This is a genomic window from Streptococcus sp. C300 (assembly GCF_000187645.1).
Classification (GTDB): domain Bacteria; phylum Bacillota; class Bacilli; order Lactobacillales; family Streptococcaceae; genus Streptococcus; species Streptococcus oralis_CQ.
This window is the reverse complement of record NZ_GL732466.1, coordinates 104,067-118,840: the sequence shown is the minus strand read 5'-3', so window position 1 is coordinate 118,840 and position 14,774 is coordinate 104,067. Positions and strand designations below refer to the sequence as shown.

Genomic DNA, 14,774 nt, shown 5'->3' with positions numbered 1-14,774 from the left:
TGGTTCTTTTTTTATATCTCTAGAGGTATGAAGTGAATGAGAGTAAATAGAGTTCTATATCATTGAAATCTTTATAGATATTTGATAAAAAATTTGATCATTGTTCTCTCAGAATTAGAAGTTAAACCTATATTCGAGTCTAAAATCCTTATAATTCTTCGAATTCTGTAAGATAATATTTCGCTCTGATTTCTTAGATAAAGGTGTATAGTTCAAGAATTATAGAATTTTTTTTCAAAAACTCTTGCTAAATTGTTTATTTATGCTATAATAGGAACAATAATTTTTAGGAGGTGCAGTATGTCTTATATGTTTGAGATATTACCAAGTTTATTGAACGGTGCAAGTATGACTCTTCAAGTCTTTGCTCTGGTCTTGATCTTTTCAATTCCTTTAGGTATTGTCGTTGCCTTTGCTTTACAAGTCCGCTGGAAACCCCTCCATTATCTGATTGACCTTTATATTTGGGTGATGCGAGGGACTCCCTTGCTCTTGCAATTAATCTTTATTTACTATGTTCTCCCTAGCATTGGGATACGTTTAGATCGTTTGCCTGCTGCTGTGATCGCTTTTGTATTGAACTATGCAGCCTACTTTGCTGAAATCTTTCGTGGTGGGATTGAAACCATTCCCAAAGGACAGTATGAAGCAGCTAAGGTCTTGAAGTTTAGTCCATTTGACACAGTGCGCTATATTATTTTGCCTCAGGTTACAAAGATTGTCTTACCGAGCGTCTTTAATGAAATTATGAGTTTGGTCAAGGATACTTCATTGGTTTATGCCCTTGGGATTTCAGATTTGATTTTGGCAAGTCGGACAGCAGCCAATCGAGATGCTAGTCTTGTTCCTATGTTCTTAGCCGGGGCGATTTATTTGATTATGATTGGTCTTGTAACCATTGTAGCGAAAAAACTTGAGAAGAAGTACAGTTATTACAGATAGGAGGATTGCTATGTTAGAATTACGAAATATCAACAAGGCCTTTGGTGGCAAACAAATCTTGACCAACTTCAGCCTATCTATTCCCGAAAAGCAAATCCTTGCAATCGTAGGTCCATCAGGAGGCGGCAAGACAACCCTATTACGTATGCTAGCTGGATTGGAAACCATCGATTCGGGGGAAATCTACTATAACGGCGAATCGCTAGCTATAGACGAACTAGAAAAGCGCAATCTTCTGGGATTTGTTTTCCAAGATTTTCAACTCTTTCCGCATTTGTCAGTTCTAGATAACTTAACCTTGTCGCCCATAAAAACGATGAGCATGGAGAAGGAAGTTGCTGAGAAGAAGGCGCGTGGTTTGTTAGAACAACTTGGGTTAGCTGGGCATGTAGATGCCTTCCCTTTCTCACTTTCAGGTGGGCAAAAACAGCGGGTGGCCTTAGCGCGCGCTATGATGATAAACCCAGAAATTATTGGATATGATGAGCCAACATCAGCCTTAGACCCAGAATTGCGTTTAGAAGTAGAAAAACTTATCCTTCAAAATAAAGAGCGTGGGATGACTCAGATTGTTGTGACCCACGATCTTCAGTTTGCGGAAAATATTGCTGATCAGATCCTTAAGGTTGATCCAAAATAGGACTAGGAGGTACCTATGAAGAGAAAGAAAATTGCCCTTGTACTTGCTCTGTTCTTTAGCTTCTTCCTGACGGCTTGTACTCAGAAGGCAAGTGATCCAAATCAGGATAATTGGGCCAAATATCAAAAGCAGGGTAGCATTACCATTGGCTTTGACAATACCTTTGTTCCCATGGGATTTGAGGAAAAGAATGGCCAGTATGCAGGCTTTGATATTGACCTGGCCCAAGCTGTTTCTGAAAAGCTAGGAATTCAGATTAAATTTCAACCCATCGACTGGGATATGAAAGAAACCGAGCTACAAAATGGTACCATTGATGCCATCTGGAATGGCTATACAGCTACAGATGAACGGAAAGAGAAGGTTGCTTTTACCATTCCTTACATGGAAAATCAACAAGTTTTGGTCTCTAAAAAGTCTCAAAATATCCACTCAATTCAGGATATGACTGACAAAGTTTTAGGGGCCCAGGCAGGATCTTCTGGCTATTTGAATTTTGAAGGACAACCCGAACTACTCAAGAATCAAGTGAAAGATCAGAAGGCCAATCAATACCAAAGTTTCAATGAAGCCTTGATTGATTTGAAAAATGATCGGATTGATGCCCTTGTGATTGACCGGGTATATGCCAATTATTATCTCCAGTCTGAAGGAATATTAAATGACTACAATGTCTTTTCAGCTGGATTTGAAAGTGAAGCATTTGCAGTGGGTGTTAGACCTGCTGATAAAACTTTGCTAGCTGCTCTGAATCAGGCTTTTATATCACTATACCAAGAAGGAAAATTCCAGGAAATCAGCCAGAAATGGTTTGGGGAAGATGTAGCCACCAGTCAAGTTAAAAATCAAGAATAAGAAAAGAGATTGAGTTTTTTCTCAGTCTCTTTTTATATCGAAAAATCCTCTGGAAAGTACCAGAGGATAAGGGTTTATACTCAATGAAAATCAAAGAGCAAACTAGGAAGTTAGCCGCAGGCTGCTCAAAACACTGTTTTGAGGTTGTAGATAAGATTGACAAAGTCAGGAACATATATCTACGGCAAGGCAACGCTGACGTGGTTTGAAGAGATTTTCGAAGAGTATTATTTCATTGTTGGGAAGAGCAATACGTCACGGATAGTAGTTGTATCAGTGAGGAGCATGCAGAGACGGTCGATACCGATACCCAAACCACCTGTTGGTGGCATACCGTATTCAAGAGCTTCAATGTAGTCGTAATCGATACCTGTTGCTTCATCGTCACCAAGTTCTTTAGCTTTGGCTTGGGCTTCAAAGCGACTAAGTTGGTCGATTGGGTCGTTCAACTCGGTAAAGGCATTACCGTATTCCTTGGTCATAATGAAGAGCTCAAAACGGTCAGTAAAGCGGTTGTCTTCAGGATTTTTCTTAGCGAGTGGAGACACAGCTACTGGATGACCATAGACAAAGGTTGGTTGAATCAAGGTTTCTTCAACGAACTCTTCAAAGAAGGCGTTGATAATGTGACCAACTTCAGTGTAGTGTTTTTCAACTGGAACTTTCTTCTCAGCAGCGATAGCTTTAGCTTCCTCGAAAGTCATGTCTTGCCAGAAGTCTACACCAGTAATTTCCTTGATAGCATCTACCATGTGAACACGTTTAAATGGTTCGTTGATCTTAATTTCAGTACCTTGATAGTTAACTGGACCATCACCTTTAACTGATTTAGCAGCGTGTTGGATAATACCTTCCGTCAAGTCCATGATATCTTGGAAGTCTGCATAAGCTTGGTAAACTTCGATAGAAGTGAATTCAGGGTTGTGAGTAGCGTCCATTCCTTCGTTACGGAAGATACGGCCAATTTCATAGACACGTTCCATACCACCAACGATAAGACGTTTTAAGTGAAGCTCGGTCGCGATACGAAGCACCATGTCAATGTTCTGTGCATTGTGGTGAGTGATAAATGGACGAGCAGCAGCACCACCGGCTTCATTATGAAGAACAGGTGTTTCCACTTCAAGGAAACCTTTTTGATCTAGATAACGACGGATTTCAGAGATGATTTTTGAACGAGTGACAAAGCGCTCAAAGCTTTCACGGTTAGAAATCAAGTCAAGGTAACGTTTACGATAAATTGTTTCAACGTCTGTCAAACCGTGGAATTTCTCAGGAAGTGGGCGAAGTGCTTTAGACAAGTGAGTGATATGAGTTGCCTTGATAGAGAGTTCACCCATATCCGTACGCATGACTTCACCTTCGACACCGAGGAAGTCACCGAGGTCAGCCTTTTTGAATATTTCGTAGTTTTCTTCACCGACTTCGTCTTTACGAACGTAGATCTGGATTTGACCTTCTCGGTCTTGAAGATGGGCAAAGCCGACTTTCCCTTTACCACGTTTAGTTACTAAGCGTCCAGCGATAGTAGCAGTTTCGTTTAATTCATGTAATTGTTCTTTATCAAGTTCTGCAAATTTGTCTTTTAGTTCTTGTGAGTTAGCAGTACGTTCAAAACGTTTTCCGAAGGGATCGATTCCTTGTTCACGGAGCGCAGCCATTTTTTCACGGCGAACGATCTGCTGGTCATTTAGTTCTTCCATATGTTCTGTAGACATGGGTTCCTCCTAATTTTACTCAAAATTTGATACGATGAGTCATTTTTTGCGATACTCCCATTTTATCATAAATAGCAGAGAAATTCACGGATATTCTTTGAAAACTAAAAAGAACTTGACTATTAAGATCAAGTTCCATTATTTTCTTTGATAGGAAGTGTCATTCCATCTTTCCAGAGTGAAGGTTTCAAAATCATCGGTCTCTAAAACTGTCAGACTAGCATTGGCCAAGCCTCCATCTTTGCGGAGGTGAGCTTCTTTATAGCCTAAAAGTGTACGAAGGCTAGCAGTGAGATTTGCCCCATGCCCGACAATCAAAATTCTTTCAGCCGGACTTTCTTTCAGAGATTTGATAAACTGAATGGTTCGCTGAGTCGTAGAGTAGAGAGATTCGGCTTCAAACATCTTCGTATCAAACTGGGCCAGATTAGAGCGAAAGGCCTTGATTTGTTGTGGGTAAATGGCATTGAGCGTAGAGATTTTTAATCCCTCTAGTTTGCCAAGTTGCCATTCACGTAGGTCAGGAATGCTTTTTAAAGGACAAGGGGCCTGGAGTTGACTTTGGATAATTTCAGCAGACTTAACTGCTCTGGGTAAGTCACTAGAATAAATCGTATCAAAATGAATTTCCTTGAGATGTTGACCCAGTTGTTTTAGGATGTCAATGGACTCTGGAAGAAGGGGAGAATCACCGCTAGCGCCTTGAAAACGTCCTTCAAGATTCCAGACAGTTCGACCATGACGGACAAAATAGAGTTTCATCAGTTGTTTTCCTCCAAGATATCAGCAAAGTCTGCTTTTACAAAGGTGGCTAAGTCTTGAGGTCGGATGATGATACTGTGCCCGACTTCCCCAGCAGAGACAATCATTTGGTCCAAATCCAAAGCAGTCTGATCAATAAAAATTGGATAATTGTGTTTCTGACGAATACCGACAGGGTTGTTAGCTCCATGAACATAGCCTGTCGTTTTTTCTAAGTCTTTTTGAGGAATCATGTTCACTTTTTTATTGCCAGAAACCTTTGCTAGTTTTTTCTCAGCGAGGTGTTCTGTTATGGGAACGATTCCGATGATTGGCCCCGTTTTGTCCCCTAATAGAGCCAAGGTTTTAAAGATATGTGTTCGATCATATTCCGAAGGAAGTTCACCCTCAAGCGCGTTGATCTGAATACCAGTATGGTCAATACCCGCCTTGGTCAAGATTTGTTCGACCAAGGTTTTTTTAATCTTAACTTTCTTTGCCATTATTTATACTTATCCTCCAATTGACTCATCCAGATACCAAGCCATATACCAAGCGCAAAGAAGAAGGCAACGAGAACATAGCTCACAATGGAAAGTCCAGAGTATTGGATACTTTCAGCATTTCCAGCATTTGGAATCAAAATTAAAAGAGTACTTGAAAGAACAATGCCGATGATAAAGTGATAAACACGGGAGTGATAGTTGTTTAAGGCATGGTCCATCAATTTTGAAAAAATGATGAGGGTTGCCCCTGCACCAATCCCAATAGGAAGGAAGGTACCGAATAAATCAAAGGTCTTAAAACCAGTTAGCATTGGAGCGTACAGTCCTAAAATCAAGAGTAGATTTGAAGGACTTAAACCAGGCACCAAGATACCAAGTGCCAACAGAACTCCCGCTAGGATGAAGCTAGCGAAACTGGCACTGAGTGAACCAACAACAAAGTTTAGCGCGTAGAGCCCGACTCCTGAAAGGATAAAGGTGATCCAGAACCAGACTAGGTCAATCTTATCGCGATCAGATTCTCGAGTAGATTCTCTAAGGAGGCTAGGTACTGTACCAATAATAGCTCCTGCAAAACTCCACAAAACATAGACTTGGTAATTTTCTAGCAGATACTCGATTGGATAAGAAAACAAACCAATGCCTAGCAACATCCCGATTGCTACTGGGATAAAGTATAGGACATTCTCTTTAAAATCCTTAAAAGGATGAGCCAGAAAGCTAATCATTCGCTCGTAGATCCCCAAAATAGCTGCTAAAACACCACCTGAAATTCCAGGTAGGATAAATCCTAAGGCGATGACTATTCCCTTAATAACTCTTGCAATCCATGAAAACATCATAAAATCCTCAATTTCATAAAATTCTTTCTCTATTCTATCAATTATAACACAGACGAGAAGAAAATGAAAAAACAAGTGAAAAAGAGAGCAATTTTCACTTGTCTTATGGTCTTAAAAATAGTTTTCTAAAGGTTTCTTCTTTTTCCTTCAAGGTAGAAATGAGATTAATATCTAAATGATGCTCAAATCCTGCAATTTTTCCTTTGGAGGTATACTGATGGAGGTCATAGTCTAAACTGGTATTGGGTGTTGTTTCAAAGTAACCAGAGTCTGTCCCGTAGGAAGGAATCCAAATAGCAGTAAACTTATCTGTATTGATACTGTGTTCTTGCATGAAGTAAACTCCAATATAGATTCCGATGTTTTTAGCACCTAAAGATTCCAGTTTAGCACGAAAGGCTTCAACCCCTTCATTCATATCAGACATTGTTTTTTCTTCCACGTCCAACCAATAGTAACTAGGGTTGTAAGGAGAAGCAGCATTATAGAAAACTTCAGCAGCTTTTTCCATTTCTTCCTTGCTGGGGCTAGCTAGATAGGCATAGACTCCAACTGGGACATTACGCTTTTGAAATTCTGTAATATGACTTTTATAGGCTTTATCAATACCATTGGCATAAGCCGCATTATTTGTTTCAGTATGTTGAGCCCCATTGTGGACGCGAACAATAACACCTGAAATATTTTGAGACAAGGTATCATAGTTGATTTCCTCAGGTCTTTGCCAACCAGAGACATCAATAATAGGTTTGTCAAGATTATGCAAGGCCTGATTTTCAACCTGGACTGCATTGGGTTTTGACTTGATAGGATGGTCTTCATAAGTTGGTCTATTGAGGATCAAAATAGCTATAAATATAGTAAATAAAGTAAAAATAATAGCTGGATGAATCTTTTTTCTCATATTTAAATAGTTTAACGTAAATAGATAAAAAAATCAAAGAAAACATCGGAAAAAGTGAATATATGGGCGTCTTTTCCCTATTTCTCTGTTTGTTTACTCCTAAGAAACTAAATTATGGTATAATATAAGGGAATTTCTAGAGAAAAGAGAAGATTATGTCAAATTATGCCATTATTTTAGCAGCGGGTAAAGGTACTCGCATGAAATCAGATCTTCCAAAGGTACTTCACAAAGTAGCTGGAATTTCGATGTTGGAACATGTTTTTCGTAGTGTTGGTGCTATTCAACCTGAAAAAACAGTTACTGTAGTTGGTCACAAGGCAGAGCTAGTTGAGCAAGTATTAGCCGGTCAGACAGACTTTGTTACCCAATCAGAACAACTAGGAACTGGGCATGCTGTCATGATGGCAGAGCCTATTCTCCAAAATCGTACAGGCCACACCTTGGTTATCGCTGGAGATACTCCTCTGATTACAGGTGAAAGCTTGAAAAACCTCTTGGATTTCCATATCAATCACAAAAATGTGGCGACGATTTTAACAGCTGAAGCAGCTGATCCTTTTGGATATGGTCGTATCGTCCGTAACGATAATGCTGAAGTTCTTCGTATTGTTGAGCAGAAAGATGCCACAGACTTTGAAAAGCAAATTAAGGAAATCAATACAGGAACTTATGTATTTGACAATGAACGTCTTTTTGAGGCTCTTAAAAACATCAACACCAACAATGCCCAAGGTGAGTACTATATTACTGACGTGATTGGTATTTTCCGTAATGCTGGTGAAAAGGTTGGGGCCTATACTCTCAAGGATTTTGATGAAAGCCTTGGTGTAAATGACCGTGTAGCTCTTGCTACTGCAGAAGCAGTTATGCGTCGCCGCATCAATCAAAAGCACATGGTTAATGGTGTTAGTTTTGTCAATCCGGAAGCAACTTACATCGACATTGATGTTGAGATTGCTCCCGAAGTCCAAATCGAAGCTAATGTTACCTTGAAAGGTCAAACGAAGATTGGTGCTGAGACTGTTTTGACAAACGGTACTTACGTAGTGGATAGCACTATCGGAGCTGGAGCTGTGATTACGAATTCCATGATTGAGGAAAGTACGGTTGCAGATGGCGTGACTGTAGGTCCTTATGCCCATATCCGACCAGGTTCAAGTCTGGCTGCTCAAGTTCACATTGGAAATTTTGTTGAAGTAAAAGGATCTTCAATCGGTGAAAATACCAAGGCGGGTCATTTGACTTATATTGGAAACTGTGAAGTGGGTAGCAACGTTAATTTTGGTGCAGGAACTATTACAGTCAACTACGATGGTAAAAACAAATACAAAACTGTCATTGGCAATAATGTCTTTGTTGGCTCAAACTCAACTATTATTGCTCCTGTAGAACTTGGGGATAATTCTCTAGTTGGAGCAGGTTCAACCATTACCAAGAATGTTCCTGCTGATGCCATTGCTATCGGCCGTGGACGTCAGGTCAACAAAGATGAATATGCGACTCGCCTCCCTCATCATCCAAAGAACCAGTAGGAGTCTGTCATGGAATTTGAAGAAAAAACGATTAGTCGGAAGGAAATCTATCAAGGTCCTATTTTCAAACTAGTACAAGACCAGGTGGAGCTACCAGAAGGAAAGGGGACTGCCCAACGTGACTTGATTTTTCACAATGGAGCTGTTTGTGTACTAGCTGTGACAGCTGAGGACAAAATCGTTCTCGTTAAGCAATACCGAAAGGCAATCGAGGCGATTTCTTATGAGATTCCTGCTGGTAAACTAGAACTTGGTGAAAATGCTGATCCAATGGCGGCGGCCCTTCGTGAATTGGAAGAAGAAGTTGCCTACACAGCTAAGTTAGAACTGTTGTACGATTTCTATTCTGCGATTGGATTTTGTAATGAAAAACTAAAACTCTACCTCGCTAGTGATTTGGTCAAGGAGGAAAATCCTCGCCCACAAGATGATGATGAAACTTTGGAAGTTTTAGAAGTAAGCCTAGAGGAAGCCAAGAACCTGATCCAGTCAGGTCATATCTGTGATGCCAAGACCATTATGGCGATTCAGTACTGGGAACTACAAAAGAAATAGAGGAGCAACCCATGGGAAAACCTTTATTAACAGACGAAATGATTGAACGTGCCAACCGTGGTGAGAAAATATCAGGACCACCTCTTCAAGATGATGAGGAAACAAAGATCCTACCAACGTCTTCACAGCATTTTGGTTATTCACGTTCTACAGACCACGGTTTTAGTCAAGATACCTTAACAATCGAAGTAGAGCCAACGATTCATAAGAGTCGCCGCATTGAGAATACCAAGAGAAATGTTTTTAATTCGAAACTCAATCGTATCTTGTTTGCAGTCATCCTACTTTTGATTTTGTTAATTTTAGCGATGAAACTCTTGTAATTGAAAGGACTTGAAATGAAAATTGGAATCATTGCTGCCATGCCAGAAGAACTCGTATATTTGACTCAGAATTTGGAAAAACCTAAAGAAGTCCAAGTCTTAGGAAATACTTACTACACTGGCTCTGTTGGCAATACAGAAGTCGTTCTAGTTCAGAGTGGGATTGGAAAGGTCATGTCGGCTATGAGTGTAGCAGTGTTAGCTGACCATTTTCAGGTAGAAGCTATCATCAATACAGGATCAGCAGGTGCTCTTGCTGAAGGGATTGCTGTTGGAGATCTAGTGATTGCGGATAAGTTGGCTTATCATGATGTGGATGTGACTGCTTTTGGCTACGCTTATGGTCAGATGGCTGGTCAGCCTCTTTACTTTGAATCTGATAAGAAGTTTATCGCTAGGATTAAAGAAAACTTATCTCAGTTAGAACAGACCTGGCACCTAGGCTTGATTGCTACAGGGGACAGTTTTATAGCTGGAGATGATAAGATTGCTAGTATCAAATCCCACTTCCCAGATGTTCTAGCTGTTGAGATGGAGGGTGCAGCCATTGCTCAGGCAGCTCAGGCTCTTGGCTTACCTTTCCTAGTCATTCGAGCTATGAGTGACAATGCCAATCACGAGGCCTCTATCTCATTCGATGAGTTTATCATTGAAGCTGGACGTCGTTCTGCCCAAGTCTTACTAGCCTTTTTAAAGGCCTTAGATTAAGCGGAAATTTGACAGTTTATCTAGCTTATGATAAGATTTAAATAAAGAAAAGCTAGAAAACGTTTCAGAGGATATTATGAGTATTGAAATGACCGTCAGTGAGATTGCAGAGGTCTTAGGACTATCTCGTCAAGCAATCAACAATCGTGTCAAAGAACTTCCAGAAGAGGACACGAAAAAAAATGACAAAGGTGTAACTGTAGTTACTCGAAGTGGCTTGATCAAGCTAGAAGAAATCTACAAAAAAACAATTTTTGAAGATGAGCCTGTCAGTGATGATGTCAAACAACGTGAACTGATGGAAATCTTGGTTGATGAGAAAAATGCTGAAATTCTTCGTTTGTACGAGCAACTCAAGGCAAAAGACCGCCAGTTATCAGAAAAAGATGAACAGATGCGTATTAAAGACCGCCAGATTGCTGAAAAGGACAAACAGTTGGACCAACAGCAACAGTTAACTCTTCAAGCCATGAAGGATCAAGAAACCTTGAAACTCGAGTTGGACCAAGCAAAAGAAGAAGTCCAAGCAACCAAAAAAGGCTTTTTTGCTCGCCTTTTTGGAGGAAAATAAAGAAGCTGTTTGGGTTACTCACTAACCTAATGGCTTCTTTTATTATTTATAGTTTAGTTTGGGTAGTAATTGAGGTAAATAATGGAAAAATTAAGAGATTATATCGCCTTTGATTTGGAATTCAATCAACACGAGGGGGTTACCCATTTAATTCAAGTATCAGCAGTCCGCTTTCAAGATGGGCAAGAATATGCTGCTTTTGATTCTTATGTTTATACTACAGCCCCATTGAAGAGTTTTATCAATGGTTTGACTGGAATCACAGCTGAAACCTTAAAAGATGCGCCAAAAGTAGAACAAGTTTTAAAGGACTTTCAAGCATTTGTTGGCGACTTACCTATTGTTGGTTACAATGCGGCTAAGAGTGATTTGCCTATTCTTTTGGAGCATGGTATTGATTATCGTGACCAGTATAAGGTTGATCTATATGAGGAGGCTTTTGAACGCCGTAGTTCTGATCTACACGGCATCGCTAATCTTAAATTGCAAACTGTTGCAAATTTTTTAGGCTTTCATGGTAAGTCACATAATAGTTTAGAAGATGCTCGCATGACGGCGCGTGTTTACGAAGCTTTTTTGGAATCGGATGAAGGAAAGCTATTAATAGAAGACCAGAGTAGTTTTTCTATGAATAATCCTTTCGGTGGCTTAGATTTATCCCAATTTTTAGACTAGGAGTGCTTATGAAACCTGAAAAACCTAAAAAGCTAGGTTTTAGGAAGATATACTATAACCTAGATAAGATTTTATTTCTATTTTTCTTGATATTTATGATGGTTGAGTTTGTCTGGCTACCATTAAATTCATGGATTGCTGGCATCCTTCTGAGACAAACCGGCTATTTGTTTATCTCCTACAATAACTTTTGGGCGATTATACAAGGCTCGCCATTTATCAGTTTAGCCTTTCTCATCTTAATTGCAATCAATCTCCTGGTTGCCTATTTCCAGATTTGTCTTTTGTTTATAGGAGCTCGTCACCTTCTCTATCATGAAAAGAGAACTTTAATTGAGTACAGTAGAAAAGTATTTCACCAGAGCTTTCTATTCGTTAAGCGACTGAGCTTTTGTAAGATGGCCTTTGTCTTTTTTTACATTGCTTTGCTTTTCCCGTTCATCCGTAAGATTTTAAAAATCTACTACCTCAACAAGATTATTATCCCTGATTTTATTGTGAATTATTGGGAAGGTAAGCATTGGCTGGTAGGTCTGATGATCATAGCATCCGCTTGGATCTTTCTCTACATCTCTGTCCGATTTATGTTTGCCCTTCCTAAGATTCTCTTTGAAAGAAAGACCGTAAGAGAAAGTGTGAAATATAGTCTCCAAAAGACAAAGAAAAATGTCCTTTTCTTCTCTTGGCATCTCTTACTCATTATCATTAAAACGTATCTCTTCTTCTTTGGTTTGTTAATTCCTTTGCTTTTTGCGCAAGCAGTGATGGATAATCTAACTCAAAAAGAGTCCTTGATTCTCGGTGTGATTAATTTTGTCTTGATTAAAAATTTCCATTACATGACCCTGACTTATTTCCTAGTGAAGTTTGTTTCCTTCCTTACAGGAGAAGAGCTAGAGATTATGCCAAGGCGAAAGAAAGATCATCTGATGAGATGGGGTGTCATGGGGTGTGCAAGCATCATTTTTGCCATAGAAGGCTACGTTTATCTGGAATCTCCGGATACCAATACACCTTTAGTGATTTCGCACAGAGGAGTAAGTAATAAAAACGGTGTTCAAAATACTGTGCAGTCTTTAGAAAAAACAGCTCAACTAAAACCAGATCTCATTGAAATGGATGTGCAGGAAACGAAAGACGGTCAGTTCGTGATGATGCACGATGCCAACCTCAAAAATTTAACAGGTATTAATGCTACACCGCAAGATTTGACTCTGGATGAATTAACAAATACAGATATTTACGAGAATGGTTATCAAACAAAGATTTCAAGCTTTGATGCCTATTTAGAGCGTGCAAATGCTTTAAACCAAAAATTGCTGATTGAGATTAAAACCAGTAAAAAAGATAGTCCGCAAATGATGGACCATTTCCTCGAAAAGTATGGGGCGACTATCAAGAAATATGGACATCAGATGCAATCACTAGACTATCATGTGATTGATAAGGTGTTGACTTATGATTCTGAAATTCCAGTTTACTTCATTCTTCCCTATAACAGTATCTTCCCAAGAACCAAGGCAACGGGTTACACTATGGAGTACTCGACTTTGGATGAATACTTTGTCAATAAACTCTGGACTACTGATCAGAGACTCTACGTTTGGACCGTAAATGGTTCGGAGGCATTTGATAAAGCAGTTCGTCTCGGTGCAGATGGCATGATTACTGATGATCTTGAAATGGTCCAGTCACAAGTCACAATGGCTCAAGACGATCCGGAATATACGGAATTACTCTTAAAGAAAGCAATGGAATTCTTTGATTTCTAAGAAAAAAAGAGAAACATCTGTTTCTCTTTTTTTGTGGATTAGAAAGGCAATTTTCCAGCGAAAGCACCGAGTTTCTTCTTAGTCGTTTCATCAATTTGTTCAAGAGCAGCGTTAATCGCCTGAGCAGTCATGTCAGAAAGTGTTTCGAGATCTTCTGGGTCAACAACGGCTGGGTTAAAGTTGATGCTTACAACTTTCTTATCACCAGTTAAGGTTGCTTGGACAAGGTCCTGGGCTGATTTTCCAACAAATTCCATGGCAGCGAGTTCTGCTTGGCTTTGTTCCATTTGTTTTTGAAGTTTTTGTGCTTGACGCATCATGTTTTGCATGTTCATCATGGCGGTTTACAGTTTCCTTTTTCTATTATTTTCTTTTTTATTTTATCAATTTTAGGGGCAAAAGTCTATTATTTGTTTAATTCATGAGATATATAACCTTTTATAATGAGTCTCTCAAACAACTTTTAAGAAATTTACTATGCACACCTAGTATTCTTTGCTAAACAAATAATTTCATTTAAGCTTTCTTTAAGGTTTCTATTATATTCTAAAGAACTCTATATTAACCGAACGTTGGACGGATAATATAGAGGATAACCTATTTTTATTTCTTAATTTGTTATGGTCTTTCTGGATTTAGTAACACATTGTTCACTTTTTACCTTAAATGATGTGTTGATTATACTAAATGACGCTCTGTCTTTTCTTCATGATAGAGGCAGATTGTGATATAATAGATGGTAATGAGTTTTTTAGAATAAACTAAAGGAGAATATAAATGATCTATGCAGGAATCCTAGCCGGAGGAACTGGCACACGCATGGGAATCAGTAATTTACCAAAACAATTCTTGGAGTTGGGTGATAGACCTATTTTGATCCACACAATTGAAAAATTTGTCTTAGAACCAAGTATTGAAAAAATTGTAGTTGGAGTTCATGGAGATTGGGTGTCACACGCTGAGGACCTAGTTGACAAGTATCTTTCTCTCCACAAGGATCGTATCATCATTACAAAGGGTGGTGCTGATCGCAATACCAGTATCGAGAAGATTATAGAAGCTATTGATGCCTATCGTCCAATCACTCCAGAAGATATTGTGATTACCCACGACTCTGTTCGTCCTTTTATCACACTTCGCATGATTCAGGACAATATCAAACTGGCGCAAAATCATGATGCGGTTGACACAGTAGTAGAAGCAGTTGATACCATTGTTGAAAGTACTAATGGTCAGTTTATCACGGATATTCCAAATCGTGCACACCTCTATCAAGGTCAAACACCTCAGACATTCCGCTGCAAGGATTTCATGGATTTGTATGGTTCCCTATCTGATCAAGAAAAGGAAATCCTGACGGATGCATGTAAGATTTTTGTTATCAAAGGAAAAGACGTTGCCCTAGCTAAAGGGGAATATTCAAATCTTAAAATCACAACTGTGACAGACTTGAAAATCGCGAAAAGCATGATTGAGAAAGACTAAGG

General features: G+C 39.2%; 17 protein-coding genes. 11 read left to right on the top strand and 6 right to left on the bottom strand.

Features of this window, described 5'->3' with window-relative positions:
- The first annotated feature begins 300 nt into the window (after positions 1-300).
- Genes HMPREF0849_RS00605 through HMPREF0849_RS00595 form a run of 3 tightly spaced genes read left to right on the top strand, consistent with a single transcriptional unit; the run spans position 301 to position 2,437 of the window.
- Positions 301-942 (top strand): amino acid ABC transporter permease, encoded by a 642-nt coding sequence (locus tag HMPREF0849_RS00605; RefSeq protein WP_000121156.1) that lies wholly within the window; start codon positions 301-303, stop codon positions 940-942.
- A gap of 10 nt (positions 943-952) precedes the next feature.
- Positions 953-1,582, top strand: a complete 630-nt coding sequence (locus tag HMPREF0849_RS00600) for an amino acid ABC transporter ATP-binding protein (RefSeq protein ID WP_000891745.1) — start codon at positions 953-955, stop codon at positions 1,580-1,582.
- A 15-nt stretch (positions 1,583-1,597) separates the two neighbouring features.
- Positions 1,598-2,437 carry an amino acid ABC transporter substrate-binding protein gene (locus tag HMPREF0849_RS00595; protein ID WP_000823413.1) on the top strand — a complete coding sequence of 280 codons (840 nt, stop codon included), beginning with the start codon at positions 1,598-1,600 and terminating at the stop codon, positions 2,435-2,437.
- Between the two features lie 227 nt (positions 2,438-2,664).
- Here HMPREF0849_RS00595 and lysS read toward each other — a convergent pair whose 3' ends face one another.
- From lysS to HMPREF0849_RS00570, 5 genes are all read right to left on the bottom strand, one after another.
- Complete coding sequence (lysS, locus tag HMPREF0849_RS00590) at positions 2,665-4,155, bottom strand: lysine--tRNA ligase (protein ID WP_000102443.1); 1,491 nt, start codon at positions 4,153-4,155, stop codon at positions 2,665-2,667.
- A gap of 138 nt (positions 4,156-4,293) precedes the next feature.
- On the bottom strand, positions 4,294-4,917 hold the full coding sequence (locus HMPREF0849_RS00585) for a histidine phosphatase family protein (protein ID WP_000780820.1): 624 nt from the start codon (positions 4,915-4,917) through the stop codon (positions 4,294-4,296).
- Entirely contained in the window at positions 4,917-5,399 is a 483-nt protein-coding gene (locus tag HMPREF0849_RS00580; protein WP_001085907.1) for an aminoacyl-tRNA deacylase, read from the bottom strand. Before HMPREF0849_RS00580 ends, HMPREF0849_RS00585 begins: the two co-directional genes overlap by 1 nt.
- Positions 5,399-6,241 (bottom strand): DUF368 domain-containing protein, encoded by an 843-nt coding sequence (locus tag HMPREF0849_RS00575; protein ID WP_009013465.1) that lies wholly within the window; start codon positions 6,239-6,241, stop codon positions 5,399-5,401. The genes HMPREF0849_RS00580 and HMPREF0849_RS00575 overlap by 1 nt, the downstream gene beginning before the upstream one ends.
- Positions 6,242-6,347: 106 nt before the next feature.
- Positions 6,348-7,148, bottom strand: a complete 801-nt coding sequence (locus HMPREF0849_RS00570) for a glycoside hydrolase family 25 protein (RefSeq protein WP_001227571.1) — start codon at positions 7,146-7,148, stop codon at positions 6,348-6,350.
- Between the two features lie 155 nt (positions 7,149-7,303).
- On the opposite strand from HMPREF0849_RS00570, the gene glmU reads away from it, so the two are divergent.
- The 7 genes from glmU to HMPREF0849_RS00535 all read left to right on the top strand — a co-directional run bounded on the left by glmU (position 7,304) and on the right by HMPREF0849_RS00535 (position 13,287).
- Entirely contained in the window at positions 7,304-8,683 is a 1,380-nt protein-coding gene (gene glmU, locus HMPREF0849_RS00565) for a bifunctional UDP-N-acetylglucosamine diphosphorylase/glucosamine-1-phosphate N-acetyltransferase GlmU (RefSeq protein ID WP_000073757.1), read from the top strand.
- Positions 8,684-8,692: 9 nt separating this feature from the next.
- Complete coding sequence (locus tag HMPREF0849_RS00560; RefSeq protein ID WP_000393792.1) at positions 8,693-9,238, top strand: NUDIX hydrolase; 546 nt, start codon at positions 8,693-8,695, stop codon at positions 9,236-9,238.
- 11 nt (positions 9,239-9,249) lie between these two features.
- On the top strand, positions 9,250-9,561 hold the full coding sequence (gene macP / locus HMPREF0849_RS00555; RefSeq protein WP_000517875.1) for a cell wall synthase accessory phosphoprotein MacP: 312 nt from the start codon (positions 9,250-9,252) through the stop codon (positions 9,559-9,561).
- Positions 9,562-9,576: 15 nt separating this feature from the next.
- Positions 9,577-10,269 carry a 5'-methylthioadenosine/adenosylhomocysteine nucleosidase gene (locus HMPREF0849_RS00550; RefSeq protein ID WP_009013464.1) on the top strand — a complete coding sequence of 231 codons (693 nt, stop codon included), beginning with the start codon at positions 9,577-9,579 and terminating at the stop codon, positions 10,267-10,269.
- Positions 10,270-10,345: 76 nt separating this feature from the next.
- Positions 10,346-10,840, top strand: a complete 495-nt coding sequence (gene rocS / locus HMPREF0849_RS00545; RefSeq protein ID WP_000021252.1) for a chromosome segregation protein RocS — start codon at positions 10,346-10,348, stop codon at positions 10,838-10,840.
- 81 nt (positions 10,841-10,921) lie between these two features.
- The gene (locus HMPREF0849_RS00540; RefSeq protein WP_000413629.1) at positions 10,922-11,515 is read left to right on the top strand and encodes a 3'-5' exonuclease; all 594 of its coding nucleotides are present in this window, start codon (positions 10,922-10,924) and stop codon (positions 11,513-11,515) included.
- 8 nt (positions 11,516-11,523) lie between these two features.
- A complete protein-coding gene (locus HMPREF0849_RS00535) occupies positions 11,524-13,287 on the top strand; it encodes a glycerophosphoryl diester phosphodiesterase membrane domain-containing protein (protein ID WP_000801702.1) in 1,764 nt (587 codons plus the stop codon).
- A gap of 38 nt (positions 13,288-13,325) precedes the next feature.
- Here HMPREF0849_RS00535 and HMPREF0849_RS00530 read toward each other — a convergent pair whose 3' ends face one another.
- Positions 13,326-13,625 carry a YbaB/EbfC family nucleoid-associated protein gene (locus HMPREF0849_RS00530; protein WP_000981518.1) on the bottom strand — a complete coding sequence of 100 codons (300 nt, stop codon included), beginning with the start codon at positions 13,623-13,625 and terminating at the stop codon, positions 13,326-13,328.
- Positions 13,626-14,064: 439 nt separating this feature from the next.
- Between HMPREF0849_RS00530 and HMPREF0849_RS00525 the strand changes: the two genes are divergently transcribed.
- Positions 14,065-14,772, top strand: a complete 708-nt coding sequence (locus HMPREF0849_RS00525; protein WP_000638514.1) for an IspD/TarI family cytidylyltransferase — start codon at positions 14,065-14,067, stop codon at positions 14,770-14,772.
- The last annotated feature ends 2 nt before the right edge of the window (positions 14,773-14,774 follow it).

Excerpts from the sequence above, each read along its gene's own strand:
- HMPREF0849_RS00600 (WP_000891745.1), top strand. The coding sequence starts at position 953 with ATGTTAGAATTACGAAATATCAACAAGGCCTTTGGTGGCAAACAAATC.
- lysS (WP_000102443.1), bottom strand. The coding sequence starts at position 4,155 with ATGTCTACAGAACATATGGAAGAACTAAATGACCAGCAGATCGTTCGC.
- HMPREF0849_RS00605 (WP_000121156.1), top strand. The coding sequence starts at position 301 with ATGTCTTATATGTTTGAGATATTACCAAGTTTATTGAACGGTGCAAGT.
- macP (WP_000517875.1), top strand. The coding sequence starts at position 9,250 with ATGGGAAAACCTTTATTAACAGACGAAATGATTGAACGTGCCAACCGT.
- HMPREF0849_RS00575 (WP_009013465.1), bottom strand. The coding sequence starts at position 6,241 with ATGTTTTCATGGATTGCAAGAGTTATTAAGGGAATAGTCATCGCCTTA.
- HMPREF0849_RS00595 (WP_000823413.1), top strand. The coding sequence starts at position 1,598 with ATGAAGAGAAAGAAAATTGCCCTTGTACTTGCTCTGTTCTTTAGCTTC.
- HMPREF0849_RS00535 (WP_000801702.1), top strand. The coding sequence starts at position 11,524 with ATGAAACCTGAAAAACCTAAAAAGCTAGGTTTTAGGAAGATATACTAT.
- HMPREF0849_RS00530 (WP_000981518.1), bottom strand. The coding sequence starts at position 13,625 with ATGATGAACATGCAAAACATGATGCGTCAAGCACAAAAACTTCAAAAA.
- HMPREF0849_RS00550 (WP_009013464.1), top strand. The coding sequence starts at position 9,577 with ATGAAAATTGGAATCATTGCTGCCATGCCAGAAGAACTCGTATATTTG.
- HMPREF0849_RS00580 (WP_001085907.1), bottom strand. The coding sequence starts at position 5,399 with ATGGCAAAGAAAGTTAAGATTAAAAAAACCTTGGTCGAACAAATCTTG.
- rocS (WP_000021252.1), top strand. The coding sequence starts at position 10,346 with ATGAGTATTGAAATGACCGTCAGTGAGATTGCAGAGGTCTTAGGACTA.
- glmU (WP_000073757.1), top strand. The coding sequence starts at position 7,304 with ATGTCAAATTATGCCATTATTTTAGCAGCGGGTAAAGGTACTCGCATG.
- HMPREF0849_RS00525 (WP_000638514.1), top strand. The coding sequence starts at position 14,065 with ATGATCTATGCAGGAATCCTAGCCGGAGGAACTGGCACACGCATGGGA.
- HMPREF0849_RS00585 (WP_000780820.1), bottom strand. The coding sequence starts at position 4,917 with ATGAAACTCTATTTTGTCCGTCATGGTCGAACTGTCTGGAATCTTGAA.
- HMPREF0849_RS00560 (WP_000393792.1), top strand. The coding sequence starts at position 8,693 with ATGGAATTTGAAGAAAAAACGATTAGTCGGAAGGAAATCTATCAAGGT.
- HMPREF0849_RS00540 (WP_000413629.1), top strand. The coding sequence starts at position 10,922 with ATGGAAAAATTAAGAGATTATATCGCCTTTGATTTGGAATTCAATCAA.
- HMPREF0849_RS00570 (WP_001227571.1), bottom strand. The coding sequence starts at position 7,148 with ATGAGAAAAAAGATTCATCCAGCTATTATTTTTACTTTATTTACTATA.